The organism is Gaiella sp. (assembly GCF_035710885.1).
Taxonomy (GTDB): domain Bacteria; phylum Actinomycetota; class Thermoleophilia; order Gaiellales; family Gaiellaceae; genus Gaiella.
In genome coordinates this window covers 14,853-29,755 of sequence record NZ_DASTCS010000013.1, presented here as the reverse complement: position 1 = coordinate 29,755, position 14,903 = coordinate 14,853, and the positions used below count along the sequence as shown (strand labels likewise).

Here is a 14,903-nt window from a genome sequence, read left to right as displayed (position 1 = left end):
GTGTGTGAGACTCGTGGGGCCACGGATCGAGGTCGACGCCGAGCGAGGACGCATGCAGATAGGTAGCCCAGGAAAGCCCGTCAGCCACATCGCCCAGGCATTTCCCGACCGGGTCGAGGTGCGGGGGCGCGATCTCTGCGGAGACCTGATGGGACGCCTGAGCTTCACCGAGTACTTCCACCTGCTGCTGACGGGGAAGGAGCCGACCGATGACCAGGGTTACTTCCTCGACGTACTGCTCGTGGCGATCGCCGAGCACGGGATGATGCCCACCAACGTCGCCGCACGGATCACGCTCGCCGCCGATCCCGGGTCGCTGCAGGGAGCCGTCGCGGCCGGCATCCTCGGCTGCGGCCCGGTCGTCCTCGGCACGGCGGAGGAGTGCGCACGGCTGCTCGAGGACGCGCAGGGCAAGGTGGCCGCGGGCGCGGAGCCCGCGGCGGTCGCGCGGGATGCGGCGCTTGCGATCCACGGCTGGGGCGGCAAGATGCCGGGGTTCGGGCATCCGGTGCACCGGCCGCTCGACCCGCGCGCCGAGAGGATCCTCGAGCTCGCCGACACCCGCGGCGTGAGCGGGCCGCACGTGCTGCTCGCGCGCCACCTGCGCGACGCCGTCGACGACACCTGGGGCAAGCCGCTGCCGATGAACGTCTCGCTGCCCATCGCGGCGGTGATGCTCGACCTCGGCTTCCCGGCCGACGCGGTGAAGGCGGTCCCGATCCTCGCGCGCACCGCCGGCCTGCTCGCCCATCTCGCCGAGGAGCGGGAGCGGCCCCTCGGCTTCCTCATGGCCGGAAGGGCGGAGGAGGCGATCGAGTACGAGCCGGGTGACGGCCGAGCCTGATGCTCGCACCGGAGGTCGAGACACTCCCGTGGGACGAGCAGCTCGTGCTCGACGACGCGAGCTACCGCGAGCAGCTGGCGTACGTCCTCGAGCGCTCGACGTTCTACCGCGCGAAGCTCGGCGCGGCGGGGCTTGACGCCCCGGAGGCGGCGGGGGGCCTGGCGGAGATCGCGCAACTCCCCCTCACCGAGAAGCGCGAGCTCCGGGCGACCTGCACTCCCGACGATCCGATCGGCGCGCACCTGTGTGCGAGCCCGTCCGAGATCGTCCGGATCCACTCCACGAGCGGCACCACGGGCGCGCCGAGCTACATCCCGCTGACCGGCGGTGACCTCGACAACTGGGTCACGTCGTCCGCGAGAAGCTACGCCGCCTCCGGTCTGGCCGCGGGGCAGCGGCTCGTGTCGACGTACGACGCCGGGCCGTTCGTGGCGGGCGCGGCGCTTGCCGCGTTCGACCGGATCGGCGTCTGCCACATCCCGCTCGGCACGGGGAACACGGAGCGCCTGCTGGTCGCCATCGAGCTGCTCCGCCCCGACGCCGCGGTGCTGACGCCCTCGTATGCGGCCTACCTCGTCGAACGGGCGGTGGAGCGCAAGGTCGATCTTCGGGGCTCGAGCGTCGGGCGCGTCCTCGTCGCCGGCGAGCCGGGTGGCGGCGAGCCCGCGTTTCGATCGATGCTCGAAGAGGGGTGGGGCGCGCGGGTCACCGAGGCGATGGGCATCGGCGACATCGGCCCGTCGCTGTGGGGCGAGTGCGAGGAGCAGGACGGGATGCACCTCGGGGCGCGCGGCGTTGTCCACGCGGAGCTGATCGACCCGGGCACGGGAGCCCCGCTCTCGATGGAGGACGGCGCGTCGGGCGAGCTGGTGCTGACGCACCTCAGGCACCGCGCGGCACCACTCCTGCGGTTCCGCACCCACGACCACGTGGAGGTCCGCACGAGACCGTGCGGGTGCGGGCGCACCGGGCCGCGAGTGCGCTGCATCGGACGCACCGACGACATGCTGATCGTCCGCGGCGTCAACGTCTTCCCGTCGGCGGTCCGCGAGGTCGTGAGCGGGTTCGCGCCCGACGTCAGCGGCCACATCCTCGTCAAGCCCGGGGCGCCGGGCGTCAAGCAGGACCCGCCGCTCCCGGTGGCCGTGGAGCTCGCGCGAGGCCGAGCGGGTGACGACTCGCTCGCCGAGGCGATTCGCGAGAGACTACGCAGCGTCCTCGTGGTCTCCACCCGCGTGGAGCTGGTGCCGTGGGGCAGCCTACGGCGCAGCGAGTACAAGTCGAAGCTCGTCGAGCGCTGAACAGGAGCCGAATTGCGGAAGATCCAGAGCCAGGGCGTCCACCACATCACCATCGTCGGGGCCGGCAGGCAGACGTCGATCGACTTCTGGGAGGGGGTGCTCGGGATGCCGTTCGTCTTCGAGCAGCCCAACCTCGACAACGAGTCGGAGAGCCACCTCTACTTCGATCCCGGTGACGGGCGGCTGATCACGGTCTTCACGAACGAGGAGCGGACGCCCGACCCGAGCCGGCTCTCGCGGGATCCCGGCACGGTGCACCACCTCGCCTTCTCGCTCTCGCAGGCGACGTTCCACCAGACCGTCGAGCGGCTGGACGAGCGGGGGATCCGGCACAGCGGCGTCAAGGACCGTGGATTCATGGACTCGATCTACTTCGACGACCCGCTCGGGATGCTGATCGAGCTGGCCTCGTACCGCTTCGAGCCGCCGTTCGGGTTCACACATGCGGACGTGCTGCTCGAGGCGCACAAGCTCCGGGTGGCGCGGGGCGACTACAACATCGCGCAGGGCCACCTCGCGGACGCCATCGAGGTGCTCGTCCTCCGCTCGCGCGGCTCGCTCTCGGACGATCGCTCTCCGAAAGGTCCCTACTGACCCGGGAGGTCACATGGCCACGAACACGCTGAGCATCCTCAAGCCGAGCGTCAACAACCTCACGACCCGGATCTTCGTGCGAGCGGCAGGGCTGGACTTCGAGGAGCAGGACGTGTGGGGGAAGAAGTCCACCCCCGAGTTCCTCGCGAAGGACCCGGCCGACCTGACGCCGCTGCTCGAAGAGCCCGGACTGCCCAAGGGCGCGCTCTGGGAGAGCTGCGCGATCATGCAGTACCTCTGCAACAAGCACGGCCTCGACCGCTTCTACCCGACCGACCCGGGCGAGCGGGCGATGGTCGACAGCGCGATGTTCTACCTGGTCGGCACGCTCTACCCGCTCGTCGCGCGGGCGACGTATCCCGCCCTCAACTTCCCGCAGTACGCAGGCGAGGTCGCGACGTCCGAGGCGGACGCCGCCATGAAGGCGAAGGCCCAGAGCGACGCCGAGGCCGCCCTTGCAGGGCCGCTAGACGTCTACCGGGCGTTCTTCCTCGACGGGAGGCAGTTCATCGGTGGTGACACCCCGTCGATCGCCGACATCCGCTTCGCCGCGACGCTCGAGTTCCTGCGCGCGATCGACTACGACCTTCCTCCCTGGGCCGAGGAGTACATGACCTCGATGGAGTCGACTCTCGGTGACGCGTACTCGGAGCCTGCCGCCGACGTCCGCGGCTACATCGAGTACGTGAAGTCCCAGGCCGACTGAGCGCCGACGGCGCGTTGCGGCATGGTCGGCGCGGACACGGCTGCGTTGCCGCCGCTCCGGCTGGCCGAGCTCCTCGCCTCGGTGTCGCTCGCCACCGACCTCGGGACCGGCCAGCCGATGGGTCACGCCCTGCGCACGTGCGCCATCGCCGTCGCCCTCGCAGAGGCGATGGGGCGTGCGCCCGACGAGCTTCGCACGGTTCACCAGTTCGCCATGCTGCGCTTCCTCGGCTGCACGGCTGACGCGGCGGAGACCGCTGCCGCATTCGGCGGCGACGACCTGGCCGTGAATGCGGCGATGGCGCCGGCCCTCATGGGCTCCAACCGCGAGGTGATGGGGCAGTTCGTCCGCAGCGTCGCTCCCGGCCAGCCTCGCATCCGGCGCCTGCGGCTCGTTGCGAAGGGGCTCGCGGACCACAAGGGCATGGAGCGCTCGCTCTCGACGCACTGCGAGGTCGGCGCGATGCTCGCCGAGCGCGCGGGGCTCGAGCGACCCGTCGTCGACGCGCTCGCACACGCCTACGAGCGGTGGGACGGCAAGGGCTTCCCGGCGCACCTGGAGGGCGACGCGATCCCGCTCGCGGTGCGTGTCGTCGTCGTGGCGAGGGATGCGGACCTGGCGGCGAGGCTCGGACACGACCCCGCCGCGTGGATGGGCGAGCGGCGCGGCCGGGCCTACGACCCCGCCGTCGTCGACGCCTTCGCCGAGGTGGGGGGCACCGTGCTGGCCGAGCTCGGTGACGACGAATGGGAGGCCGCCCTCGCGCGCGAGCCGGAGCCGGTGGTGACGGTGCCGCCGGAGATGGTCGAGGGGGTCCTGACGGCCCTCGCCGACGCCACCGATCTCAAGTCGCCCTGGCTGCGCGGCCATTCGCGTCGCGTTGCCTCGCTCGCCGGGGCGGCGGGGCGACACGCGGGGCTCGACGCCGCCGCGTGCGAGGAGCTCCGCCGGGCAGGGCTCGTCCACGACGTCGGCCGTGTTGCCGTCGAGAACGGGATCTGGGACAAGCCGGGCCCGCTCTCGACCTCCGAGTGGGAGCGGGTGCGTCTCCACCCGTACTACACCGAGCGGATCCTCGCGCGTTGCGGCCCGCTCGCCTCGCTCGTCGGCCCGGCGTCGTCGCACCACGAGCGCCTGGACGGGTCGGGCTACCACCGCTCGCTCCCCGGGGACGCCCTCGGCCGAGGCGACCGGATCCTTGCCGCCGCGGACGTCTACGCCGCCCTCACCGCCGCCCGGCCGCACCGTGCGGCTCTCGGAGAGGAGGTCGCCGCCACCGCGCTCGAAGGCGTGGCCGGCCTCGACTCCGACGCGGTCGCCTGCGTCCTCGCGGCCGCCGGGCAGCGAGCGGCTCCGGCGCCGAGGGGGTGGCCGGCAGGCCTGACCGACCGTGAGGTCGAGGTGCTCCGGCTGATCGCGCGTGGGCGCCCGAATCGTGACGTCGCCGGTCGTCTGGTCATCTCGCCGAAGACGGTCGGGCGTCACGTCGAGAACGTCTACGCGAAGATCGGGGTCTCCTCGCGGGCGGCAGCCGCCGTGTTCGCAATGGAGCACGGGCTCCTGGAGTGAGCGCGCGCAAGATGGGTCGTTTGCCCGATGCGCGGCGTGCCGGGGAAGTCACATACTCGTCGCATGTCCGAGATCCGAGTCAACGGTGTGTCGCTCTACTACGAGGAGTACGGCGCCGGCGAGCCGATCCTGTGCATCCACGGCACCGGGAGCTCGACGGCGCTCTGGCGCGACCCTGCTGCGGTGCTGGGGAAGCACGGGCGCGCGATCGTGTACGACCGTCGCGGCTTCGGCCGCAGCGAGCGTCCGGACCCCTTCGTCACGAACGTCCACCTGCAGGCCGACGACGCGGCGGAGTTGCTCGATGCGCTCGGCGCCTCCCCGGCCGTCGTCATCGGTCGGAGCCAGGGCGGAGAGATCGCGGTCGACCTGGCGCTGCGCCACCCGGACCGAGTCCGGGCGCTGGTGTTGTGCGAGGGCGGCGGGATGTCGCTGAGCCCCGCGTTCCAGCAGTGGCTGGCGGGCCTGCACGAGCGGCTCCACGCGGCCGCGGAGGCCGACATGGGCACCGTCGCCGAGGTGTTTCTCCGCGACGTTCTGGGCGATGCGGGCTGGGAGGGCCTGCCCGAGCCGGTGCGACAGGTCTTCACGGCGAACGGGCCGGCGATCGTCGCCGAGGAGCGCGGCGGGCTGCTCGACACGAGCCCGGGCGAGCTCGGCACGATCACGCAGCCGACGTTGATCGTGGGGGCGAGGGACTCCGGCCCCGGGTTCGCGGAGGCCACCGAGCTGTTGGCACGGGCGATGCCTTCGGCGCGTGTCGCGTGGGTCGAGGGAGGGCACCTGATCGACGCCGCCCACCCTGCCGTCCTGGCATTCGTCGACGAGGTCGTGGAGCGGGTGGGGGCGCGCACGCGGTGAGACCTGCGGCCCGGGCCGGGGCCCCGCCTCGGCCCCGGGGCGGTGTTCGCGGCGGGAGCGGGTATAACGGGCGAGTGCTCGTGACCGTCACCAGGACGAGGTCGTCACCCGACGAGCCGATCGAGATCGCGACGATCGCGGGCGAGGAGATGCTCCCGTGGTTGCGGCAGATCGACGGTTTCGAAGGGCTGCTGATGCTCTCCAGCGCGGAGGAGGCGACGACCCTGGTGCTCAGCTTCTGGAGGGACCGCGAGGTCGCCGAGCAGCACCGCGCCGCGCGGGCCCAGTTCCGTGACCGCGTCACCTCCGCGGTCGGTGTTCGGGTCGAGGAGGTGGCGGACTACGAGATCACGTTCGCCGACCTCGGCTCGTGGGCCGCGAAGCCGACGGCCCAGTGACCACCTGAAGCGGCCGATCGAGCGTCGGCGCCTCCAGGCCGTCGCATTCGGTTGCGGAAAGTCCGCGATCGTGCTCGGGCGATGCTCGGATGCGGCCGACCGCCCTGACGGTGACAGTTGATGTGCCATGTACGCGCGAGCAGTCGACGACGCCGCGGACCGCCTGCGCGAGCTGCGACGGGAGGAGTGGGGAGACTTCGGCCTCGCCGCATTCGCGCTCGGGCTCGCCGTCGTCGGCACCCAGGCGCGTCCCGCGCTCGCGATGCCGCTCTTCCTGGCGGGCCTCACCGTCGCCGGCCTCGGAGTTCGCGCTCTCTGGCGCGAGTGGGATCTGCTCGACCGGTTGGCCGGGGAGCGACACGCGTACGTGATCCCGCGGGTGCTCGCCTACGCGGCACGCGAGGCCACGACCGAACGCAGGCGGACCTTCGCCGCGCTGATTCGCGCGCGACTGCAGCAGCCGGCGGGCGCCGTGGACGTCCGAGGCGTCTCCGTGCGCGAGGAGCTCGAAGCCCTCGCCGCGGAGCTGGAAGACCCCGCGCTGTCGCTCGACCCGGCGTCTGCGGTTGCGTGCATGCGACTGCTCACGGACGTCGAGAGCCCGTTCTTCGCTCCCGAAGCCGTCGCGGATCTCCGTGCGCGGGTCCGTCAGGTCAGGGCGGGCTTCGAGCCGGCGCACCGCCCCGGCTGACGTCGCGCCGCCCCGTCGCACCGGCCGTCCACGTCCCCACGGAGGGCGTGCCCGATGATTTCTCGTCGCAGCGGCTGTCTACGAGACGACGCCAGGACCGCCAGAAGGAGGACGACCATGCAGAAGATCACTCCGTGCCTGTGGTTCGACACCGAGGGGGAGGAGGCGGCGAGGTTCTACACGTCGGTCTTCCCGAACTCGAGGATCCTGGAGATCGCCCGCTACGGCGAGGCCGGCCCGAGGCCCGAGGGAACGGTCATGACGGTGAACTTCGAGCTCGACGGGCACGAGTTCGTGGCGCTGAACGGCGGCCCGGAGTTCGCTTTCACCGAGGCCGTCTCGTTCCAGGTGATCTGCGAGACGCAGGACGAGGTCGATACCTACTGGCGCACCCTCTCCGAGGGCGGCGAGGAAGGGCCCTGCGGCTGGCTGAAGGACCGGTACGGGCTCTCGTGGCAGATCGTCCCGCGCGTGCTGCTCGAGCTGATCGGCGACCCCGACCGGGAGAAGTCGCAGCGCGTCATGGCCGCGATGCTGCAGATGGGGAAGATCGACGTCGAAGCGCTTCGGGAGGCCGCAGCCGCCCAGGCGTGAGGTGGCCGGGCGGGTCGTGTGCGCGGTCGCTGGCGTTAGGGTTGGGGGTGGAGGTGAGCCGCGATGGCGTTCACGATCCGTCCGGTCGAGTACTACTACGCAACGGTGCGCGACGAGCTCGGCGCCGCATACCGCGTCCTCGCCCAGCTGGCCTCGCGAGGGGTCAGCCTGCTCGCCTTCACCGCGGTGCCGAGCGGGCCCGCGCTGGCCCAGTTCGCACTCTTCCCGGACGACCCGAACAGGCTTGCGGCCGAGGCGCGGGCGGCCGGACTGGCGCTCGACGGCCCGTACCACGCGCTGCTGGTGCAGGGCGACGACGAGCTCGGCGCGCTCGCCAGCGTCCATGGACGCCTCGTCGACGCCGGCGTGGACATCTACGCCTCGAGCGGCGTGACGGACGGGCGCGGCTCGTTCGGCTACGTCGTGTACGTGCGTGAGGACCAGTTCGAGAAGGCCAGGGGCGCGCTCAGCCTCTGAGGTTGCCGGGCGGCGAGCGGGCTCCGCCTACCGGCCCGCCGCCGACCGCGTGAGCCAGACGGGTGCCGCAAGCGCGAGCCCGAGCCCGTCGAGCGCGCTCGCAGGGTTGCCGCGAACGATCGTGAGCCAGCCGCGCGTGTCGAAGAGCACGCCGTACTCCCCCGCGGCAAAGTCGGCATACGTGCTTCCGCGCTTGGCGTCGGCCGATCCGGAGACGGCCTCGATCAGCAGGGTCGCCTCGCCGTCGAGGCCCGCCGCGGCGAGATCGGCGGGGCGCACGTTGAGGTGCACGTTGCCGAACCGATTGAAGTCGATCACCTCGCAGGTGATCTTCCCCGCCTCGACCTCGGGCTCGGCCATCTCCACCACGGCGAGCGTCGCGGGGTCGAGAGGCGTCCCGAGCTCCGCGAGCGGGCGCCCCGCGGCAAGCGCCGCGGTCGGCGGGCAGAGGGTGTCGGGCGCGCGGAACGACTCGGCGTGCGGCGGCCGAACGACGTCCGGGGAGGTCAGCTCGATCGCGCTGCGAATCCCCCCGGCGGCGTCCCATGCGAGCGACAGGAGCCCGTTGTCGGGGCCCACGAGGTGCCGGCCGCTCTCGGTCTCGATCGCGATCTCCCGGTCCTTGCCGACGTTGGGATCGACGACCGCCAGGATCACCGCGTTCTCGGGGATGTAGGGCATCGAGTCCGCCAGCAGAAGTGCCCCCGACGCCACCTCGAGCGGGCGCACCAGGTGCGAGAGATCGGTGATCGGGCACTGCGGCGAGATCCCGCTCATGACGGCATGGCACAGCCCCACCCACTCGTTGCCGAGCCCGAAGTCGCTCAGGAAGACGATCGGCCGGGGAGACGACATCGGCGCCAAGCATGCTCGCGGCCGCGGGCCGATGCAAGCGGCGCGACGAGCATGGAAGCGCCTCGCGGATCGGGTTGCGACCTGGAACGCGAACATCGGCGCCACGAGTTGCAGCCCGAGATCCGGCGTGGGCCCCTCTGTCATCTAGTCTCGCCGGAGATCCAGATGCGCGACAGCGGAGGATCGACGACCACGTTCTTCGTCGTTCTGCGACGGCACGGCCCGCTCTGGGACCCGTCGCGGCCGCTCGAGGAGCAGAGCGACTGGCCCGCGCACGCCGACTTCATGGACGGTCTCGTCGACGAGGGCTTCGTCGTCCTCGGCGGCCCGCTCGCGGACGAGGAGCGTGTGGTGCTCGTGATCGAGGCGGAGTCGGAGGAGGCGATCCGCGCGACGCTCGGGCGCGACCCGTGGAGTGACTCTCATCTCGTGATCGGCAGCGTCGACCGCTGGACGATCCGGCTCGACGGGCGACGCAGGTAGAGGCCCTCGCGCCCCGTACGGCATCGACTTGCACGCTGCCGCGTCGAGCGCAATTCTCGGCCGGTGGACGGCATGGCCTCGGGCGGTAGTGAGCGCGCGTGGGCGGAGCCGTCAGGCGCCGCCCGGTACGACGAGGCCCGACTCGTACGCCACCACGACGGCCTGCGCGCGGTCTCGCAGACCGAGCTTGCGGAGCACGTGGCTGACGTGCGTCTTGATCGTCTCGTCGCTCAAGACGAGCCGCGCGGCGATCTCTGCATTCGAGAGGCCCTCCGCGACGAGCCCGAGGATCTCGGTCTCGCGCGGCGTCAGCGCGGCGAGCCCGTCGGGCCGGCTGGGCTGCCGTGGGCGCAGGCGCGCGAACTCGGCGATCAGGCGTCGCGTGATCGCCGGTGCCAGCAGGGCTTCACCCGCCGCGATGACCCGGACCGCCTCGAACAGCGTCTCGGCGGGCACGTCCTTCAGCAGGAAGCCGCTCGCGCCGGCGTGCAGCGCGTCGTAGACGTACTCGTCGAGGTCGAAGGTGGTGAGGATGAGGATGCGCGGCACACCGCCGTCGGTGGCGCAGATGAGCCGCGTCGCCTCGATGCCGTCCATCACCGGCATGCGCACGTCCATCAGCACGACGTCCGGCCGCTGCTCGCGGCTGAGGCGCACCGCCTCGGCGCCGTCGGCTGCGCTCGCGACGACGGTGACGTCGGGCTGCGTGTCGAGCAGCGCGGAGAAGCCCGCGCGGACGACCTCCTGGTCGTCGGCGACCAGCGCCCGGATCACGCGCTCTCCCCGGAGGTCGGCAGCGTGACCTCGACGACGAAGCCGCCACCCTCCGCCGCACCGGCCGCAAACGTGCCGCCCGCGATGGAAGCTCGGTCGCGCATGCCGACGAGCCCGTGACCGGGAAAGAGCTCGCCCTCGGCCGGCCCGGGGCCGTAGTCCCTCACGCGGAGCGTCAGCCAGGCCTCGTCGTAGGTGACCTCGACGTCCACCTTCGCCCCTGGGGCGTGTCGTCGCGCGTTCGTCAACGCCTCCTGGAGGATCCGGTACGCGGCGAGGTCGATGCCGGCGGGCAGCGGGACGACCTTGCCCTGGAGGATGAGGCGGATCTCGGCGCCTGCGTCGCGTGCCGTGTCGACCAGCTCGGTCAGCTGCTCGAGGCCGGGCTGCGGCGCGCGGTCCGCCTCGCCTTCGACGTCCTCGCGCAGGACGCCGAGCAGCCTACGGGTCTCGTTGAGGGCGTCGCGGGCGGTCGCGGCGATCGCCTCGAAACGGCCGCGAGCGTCGGCGGAGAGCTTGGGCGACGTCAGCCTCGCGGTCTCGCTCTGCACGGCGATCACGGAGAGGTGGTGCGCGACGATGTCGTGGAGCTCGCGTGCGATCCGGGCTCGCTCCTCCATCGCAGTCTGCTCGCGCAGGCTCTCGGCCATCGCCTCCTGGGTGGCGTCCAGCTCGGCGACCGCCTCCGATCGCTTGCGGGCGGACTCGGCGACGAGGAGCGCGGCGGCGACGAGCAGGAGCGGTCCGACGCTTCCAGGGCCGGCGTCGCCCCCGTCGAACGGGGTCATGGCGTGCGCGAGGAAGGGGGCGAGGAACCACCCGCCCCAGAGCAGGCCGCGGCGGACGACGACATCCCCGACCAGGTAGAGGAGCGCGCCGATGCTGGTCAGGGTGAGCGGCGCCTCGGGCGCGCCGAGCAGCACCAGGATGCAGAAGGTCGTGCCCGCCGCCGCGAGCACCGGGAACCGCGTGGACACGAGCAGCGGAAGGACGGCGAGGACGTTGAAGAAGACGGCCAGTGCCAGGTCCCCCTGCTGCTGGTCGAATTCGAAGCCCTGTGAGTCGGGCGTGTAGATGCTCGCCTCGAGCGCAGCGGTCACCGCCAGGACGAGCGTGAGCGCGATCCGCCCGTCCCGGCCCGAGAACAGCCTCCTGGCTGCGTTCACCACGCGCTGGCTTTCCTGGGCGAGCTCCACACCGGGCATTGTCGCCCTCGTCACCGGGAGGTGCCTCGCGCGACGCCGGGATCTTCGCGCTCACTCCGGAGAGTGAGGTGACGGGCCCGGGCCCACCGGCGGGTGAGGACGAAGACACCGCTCACGCGCGACGCGAGCCGCCGTCGGCGTTCGTACGCTCGCTGCCATGGACGCGACCATCGAGACCCACGGGCTGACGAAGCGCTACGGCACGACGGTCGCGGTCGACGACCTCTCGATAGCGGTGCGGCCCGGGCGGGTCACGGGGTTCGTCGGCCCGAACGGCGCGGGCAAGACGACGACGATGCAGCTCCTGCTCGGCCTCGCGGCGCCCGACGCGGGTACGGCGCTCGTCGGAGGGCGCAGGTACGCCGGGATCCCCCGCCCGCTTACGGTCGTCGGCGCCCTGCTCGACGCCGGGGCCGTCCATCCCGGCCGGTCTGCTCGAAGTCACCTTCGCTGGATCGCCCAGAGCAACGGGATCGGAGCCGGCCGCGTCGACGAGGTGCTGCGCGTCGTCGGGCTCGCGGGCGCCGGTCGCCGCCGTGTCGGCGCCTTCTCGCTCGGCATGCGGCAGCGGCTCGGGGTCGCTGCCGCCCTGCTCGGGGACCCGCCGATCCTGATGCTCGACGAGCCGACGATCGGGCTCGATCCGGAGGGGATCCGCTGGATGCGGGAGACGCTCCGCACGCTCGCAGCCGAGGGGCGCACCGTCTTCGTGTCGAGCCACCTGATGAGCGAGCTCGAGGACACTGCCGAGCAGCTGATCGTGATCGGCCGGGGACGGCTCCTCGCCGACGTCTCGGTCGACGAGCTGGTCGCGATGGCCTCGGATGGCCACGTGGCCTTCAGGTCACCCGACGTCGCGAACGCGATGACCGTGCTCGCGCGCGCAGGAGCGACTCTCGTCTCGGACGGCCGCGACCGGGTCACCGTGCAGGGCTTGTCCGCCGGGGAGGTCTCGCGGCTGCTCGCGTCGCACCGGATCCCGCTCGAGGAGCTCGTGTCGTCCAGGGCGACGCTGGAAGACGCGTACTTCCGCCTCACCGGCGACGCGGCCGAGCATACGAGCATCGCGCCCGAACCGACCGGAGACCGACGGTGAGGGCGACGCTCGTGTCCGAGTGGACGAAGCTTCGCACGCAGCGCGGAGTGCTCATCGCCGTCGCCTCGATGTGCGTGCTCATGGTCGGGATGAGCACCCTCGCCGCCTCGGAGCAGGAAACCGACGCGGTGCTCGGCGGCAACGACGACGTCGTGCAGATCGGCCTCGCGGGCGCCGTGTTCGCGGCGCTCGCCGCGGTCGTCGCCGGCGCGTCTCCCATGACGTCGGAGTACTCGACCGGGATGATCAGGACGACGTTGACCGCTACCCAGGGACGGCTCCGCGTGCTCGCGGCGAAGTCGGTCGTCCTCGCTCTCGTGGCCTTCCCACTCGCGCTCGGCGCTTCGGTCGCAGCCTTCCTGATCGCACAGCCGCTGCTCCACGAGCGTGGGTACGCGCTACCCGCTTACCCACCGGTGTCGATCACCGACCCGTCCGCGGCGCGGGCGGTCGTGGGGACGGCTCTGCTCCTCACCGCCTATTGCCTGATCGCCCTCGGGATCGGCACGGTGCTCCGGCACCCGGGGGCGTCGATCGCGGCGGGGATCGGGCTCGTGTTCGTCCCGCTGCTCATGCTCGGCGCCTTCCCCGAGCACATCCAGGAGCGCATCGTGCAGGTGACCCCGCTCGCGGGGATGGCCGTGCAGTCGACGACCGGCCGCATGCTCAGCATGTACGCGGGTGACGACTGGGGGATGCCGATCGGGCCGTGGCAGGGCCTGGGCGTGGCGTATGCGTGGGCGGTGGGCGCCCTGGTCGTCGGCTACGCGTTCCTGCGTCGGCGCGACGCTTGAACTATTCGAGCCACACCCCTCGACGCATCAGCTGCCTTCCCGCGAGCTCGTTCGCCTCGCGCCACGCCTGGATCTCGGTGGGCGTGATCCGGAGATAGACGTACTCCTCTGCGAGCGTCCTCGGGTCGAAGCCGGCGGCGTGGGCATGCGCCTCCTCGAGCGCGGGGTCGCTCCCGATCGCAACGGCCTCGACGGGTCCCTGGACGATCACGACGTCGCGGGTCGTGCCGAGCGCCACCCGCGCCCGCCCGGCGCGCATCAGGTTTCTGGCGGTCCTGCTGTCCCGCGGCGTCGCGACCGTGAGCGTCTCGTCGTCCCAGTAGAACGAGAGCGGGACGAGGTAGGCGACTCCGGCCTGGTCGGCCGAGGCGACCCACAGGTCGACGTCGGCCTTCAGCCTGGCGAGCGTGTCGAGGCGGCGCTGGGCTCTCGAACGGGCGGGAGGCGGTTCAGCGGTGTCCGACACGTGTGTCTCCTTTCAGGCTCGTGATCTCCGCGAGTTGCTGCTCCAGGAAGCGTCGCTCGGCGTCCGAGTGAACCAGCTCGAGCGCGCGCTCGTACGCGGTGCGCGCCTCGTCGATCCGGCCGAGCCGGCGCAGGAGATCCGCGCGCACGGCGTGGTGGTAGTGGTACCGGTCGAGCTCGAGCTCTTCCACGAGCGCGAGCGCAGCCCCGGGATCTCCCGCTTCTGCGATCGCGGCGGCCCGGTTCAGCTCCACGACCGCCGAGCCGGTGATCCGGCCGAGCTCGCCGTAGAGGGCAGCGATCTGGGGCCAGTCCTGAGGCGCGTCGAGGTGCAGCGCCGCGATCGCCGCCTGCAGCACGTACGGGCCGCGCCCGCCGAGCGCGAGCGCGCGGTCGAGTGCGACACGCCCCGCGGCGATCTCGTTCTCGTCCCACAGCGCCCGGTCCTGGTCGCGCAGGAGGACGACGGCCCCATCGGAGAACCGCGCCTCACGGCGGGCGTCGTTCACCAGCATCAGCGCCAGCAGGCCGTGCACCTCGGGCTCGTCGGGCATCAGCTCGGCGAGCGCGCGTCCCAGCCGGATCGCCTCGGCCGAGAGATCGCCGCGGCCGCCGTAGCCCTCGTTGAAGATCAGGTAGACGACCGCGAGCACCGCGGCGAGGCGGTCGGGGAGCAGATGGGCCGGTGGCACGCGGAAGGGGATCCCCGCGGCCTTGATCTTCCGCTTCGCGCGCACGAGCCGCTTGGCCATGGTCTCCTCGGGGACGAGGAACGCACGGGCGATCTCCTCCGTGCGCAGGCCGCCCAGCGTGCGGAGCGTGAGCGCGACCTGGGCGTCCAGCTCGAGCGCTGGGTGGCAGCACGTGAACACGAGCTCCAGACGCTCGTCCGGGATCGTCGTCTCCTCCACCACGTCCTCCACGGGCTCGGGTGCGTCGAGCAGCCGCGTCTTCGCCGCGAGCGTGCGATCTCGGCGGATGCGGTCGATCGCACGGTTGCGCGCCGTCGTCACGAGCCAGGCGCGCGGGTTCGTGGGCGTCCCTTCGCGGGGCCAGCGCTCGGCGGCGATCGCGAACGCGTCCTGCGCAGCTTCCTCGGCGAGATCGAAGTCGCCGAGGAAGCCGATCAGGCTCGCGAGGACGCGACCCCACTCCTCGCGGAAGGCCTGCTCGAGGATCGCAGGTCTTCTCAAGCT

The 14,903-nt window shown here is 72.0% G+C and carries 18 protein-coding genes; 13 read left to right on the top strand and 5 right to left on the bottom strand.

Translation table 11 applies throughout. The features are described from left to right. The 10 genes from VFO26_RS03030 to VFO26_RS02985 form a co-directional block, all read left to right on the top strand. Window positions 1–844: citryl-CoA lyase (locus VFO26_RS03030; protein WP_325113403.1), on the top strand; the 844-nt coding region annotated here is incomplete at its 5' end. Then, complete coding sequence (locus VFO26_RS03025; RefSeq protein WP_325113402.1) at window positions 844–2,145, top strand: hypothetical protein; 1,302 nt, start codon at window positions 844–846, stop codon at window positions 2,143–2,145. The genes VFO26_RS03030 and VFO26_RS03025, both read left to right, overlap by 1 nt. Before the next feature lie 12 nt (window positions 2,146–2,157). Beyond that, window positions 2,158–2,739 (top strand): VOC family protein, encoded by a 582-nt coding sequence (locus VFO26_RS03020; protein WP_325113401.1) that lies wholly within the window; start codon window positions 2,158–2,160, stop codon window positions 2,737–2,739. 13 nt (window positions 2,740–2,752) lie between these two features. Further along, the gene (locus tag VFO26_RS03015; RefSeq protein ID WP_325113400.1) at window positions 2,753–3,445 is read left to right on the top strand and encodes a glutathione S-transferase family protein; all 693 of its coding nucleotides are present in this window, start codon (window positions 2,753–2,755) and stop codon (window positions 3,443–3,445) included. Between the two features lie 21 nt (window positions 3,446–3,466). Beyond that, the gene (locus VFO26_RS03010; protein ID WP_325113399.1) at window positions 3,467–5,014 is read left to right on the top strand and encodes an HD domain-containing phosphohydrolase; all 1,548 of its coding nucleotides are present in this window, start codon (window positions 3,467–3,469) and stop codon (window positions 5,012–5,014) included. A 63-nt stretch (window positions 5,015–5,077) separates the two neighbouring features. After that, on the top strand, window positions 5,078–5,875 hold the full coding sequence (locus VFO26_RS03005; RefSeq protein WP_325113398.1) for an alpha/beta hydrolase: 798 nt from the start codon (window positions 5,078–5,080) through the stop codon (window positions 5,873–5,875). Window positions 5,876–5,949: 74 nt separating this feature from the next. Continuing rightward, on the top strand, window positions 5,950–6,273 hold the full coding sequence (locus VFO26_RS03000) for a hypothetical protein (RefSeq protein ID WP_325113397.1): 324 nt from the start codon (window positions 5,950–5,952) through the stop codon (window positions 6,271–6,273). 127 nt (window positions 6,274–6,400) lie between these two features. After that, a complete protein-coding gene (locus tag VFO26_RS02995) occupies window positions 6,401–6,964 on the top strand; it encodes a hypothetical protein (RefSeq protein WP_325113396.1) in 564 nt (187 codons plus the stop codon). Window positions 6,965–7,081: 117 nt separating this feature from the next. Continuing rightward, window positions 7,082–7,558, top strand: a complete 477-nt coding sequence (locus VFO26_RS02990) for a VOC family protein (protein ID WP_325113395.1) — start codon at window positions 7,082–7,084, stop codon at window positions 7,556–7,558. 63 nt (window positions 7,559–7,621) lie between these two features. Further along, window positions 7,622–8,035, top strand: coding sequence for a hypothetical protein (locus VFO26_RS02985; RefSeq protein WP_325113394.1), 414 nt, complete (start codon window positions 7,622–7,624; stop codon window positions 8,033–8,035). Between the two features lie 27 nt (window positions 8,036–8,062). Here VFO26_RS02985 and VFO26_RS02980 read toward each other — a convergent pair whose 3' ends face one another. After that, window positions 8,063–8,890: an SAM hydrolase/SAM-dependent halogenase family protein gene (locus tag VFO26_RS02980; RefSeq protein ID WP_325113393.1), complete on the bottom strand. Its 828-nt coding sequence runs from the start codon at window positions 8,888–8,890 to the stop codon at window positions 8,063–8,065. A 165-nt stretch (window positions 8,891–9,055) separates the two neighbouring features. On the opposite strand from VFO26_RS02980, the gene VFO26_RS02975 reads away from it, so the two are divergent. Then, window positions 9,056–9,373, top strand: coding sequence for a hypothetical protein (locus VFO26_RS02975; RefSeq protein ID WP_325113392.1), 318 nt, complete (start codon window positions 9,056–9,058; stop codon window positions 9,371–9,373). A 111-nt stretch (window positions 9,374–9,484) separates the two neighbouring features. On the opposite strand, the gene VFO26_RS02970 is transcribed toward VFO26_RS02975, so the two are convergent. Beyond that, on the bottom strand, window positions 9,485–10,147 hold the full coding sequence (locus VFO26_RS02970; RefSeq protein WP_325113391.1) for a response regulator transcription factor: 663 nt from the start codon (window positions 10,145–10,147) through the stop codon (window positions 9,485–9,487). Beyond that, window positions 10,144–11,367 (bottom strand): sensor histidine kinase, encoded by a 1,224-nt coding sequence (locus tag VFO26_RS02965; RefSeq protein WP_325113390.1) that lies wholly within the window; start codon window positions 11,365–11,367, stop codon window positions 10,144–10,146. The genes VFO26_RS02970 and VFO26_RS02965 overlap by 4 nt, the downstream gene beginning before the upstream one ends. 142 nt (window positions 11,368–11,509) lie before the next feature. On the opposite strand from VFO26_RS02965, the gene VFO26_RS02960 reads away from it, so the two are divergent. Beyond that, entirely contained in the window at window positions 11,510–12,448 is a 939-nt protein-coding gene (locus tag VFO26_RS02960; protein WP_325113389.1) for an ABC transporter ATP-binding protein, read from the top strand. Continuing rightward, window positions 12,445–13,242, top strand: a complete 798-nt coding sequence (locus tag VFO26_RS02955; protein WP_325113388.1) for an ABC transporter permease subunit — start codon at window positions 12,445–12,447, stop codon at window positions 13,240–13,242. Before VFO26_RS02960 ends, VFO26_RS02955 begins: the two co-directional genes overlap by 4 nt. Before the next feature lies 1 nt (window position 13,243). Here the strand turns inward: VFO26_RS02955 and VFO26_RS02950 are convergent, their stop codons facing one another. Together VFO26_RS02950 and VFO26_RS02945 are read right to left on the bottom strand one after the other, a co-directional pair. Further along, window positions 13,244–13,708: a pyridoxamine 5'-phosphate oxidase family protein gene (locus VFO26_RS02950; RefSeq protein ID WP_325113387.1), complete on the bottom strand. Its 465-nt coding sequence runs from the start codon at window positions 13,706–13,708 to the stop codon at window positions 13,244–13,246. After that, window positions 13,692–14,900 (bottom strand): RNA polymerase sigma factor, encoded by a 1,209-nt coding sequence (locus VFO26_RS02945; protein ID WP_325113386.1) that lies wholly within the window; start codon window positions 14,898–14,900, stop codon window positions 13,692–13,694. The genes VFO26_RS02950 and VFO26_RS02945 overlap by 17 nt, the downstream gene beginning before the upstream one ends. Window positions 14,901–14,903: the final 3 nt, after the last annotated feature.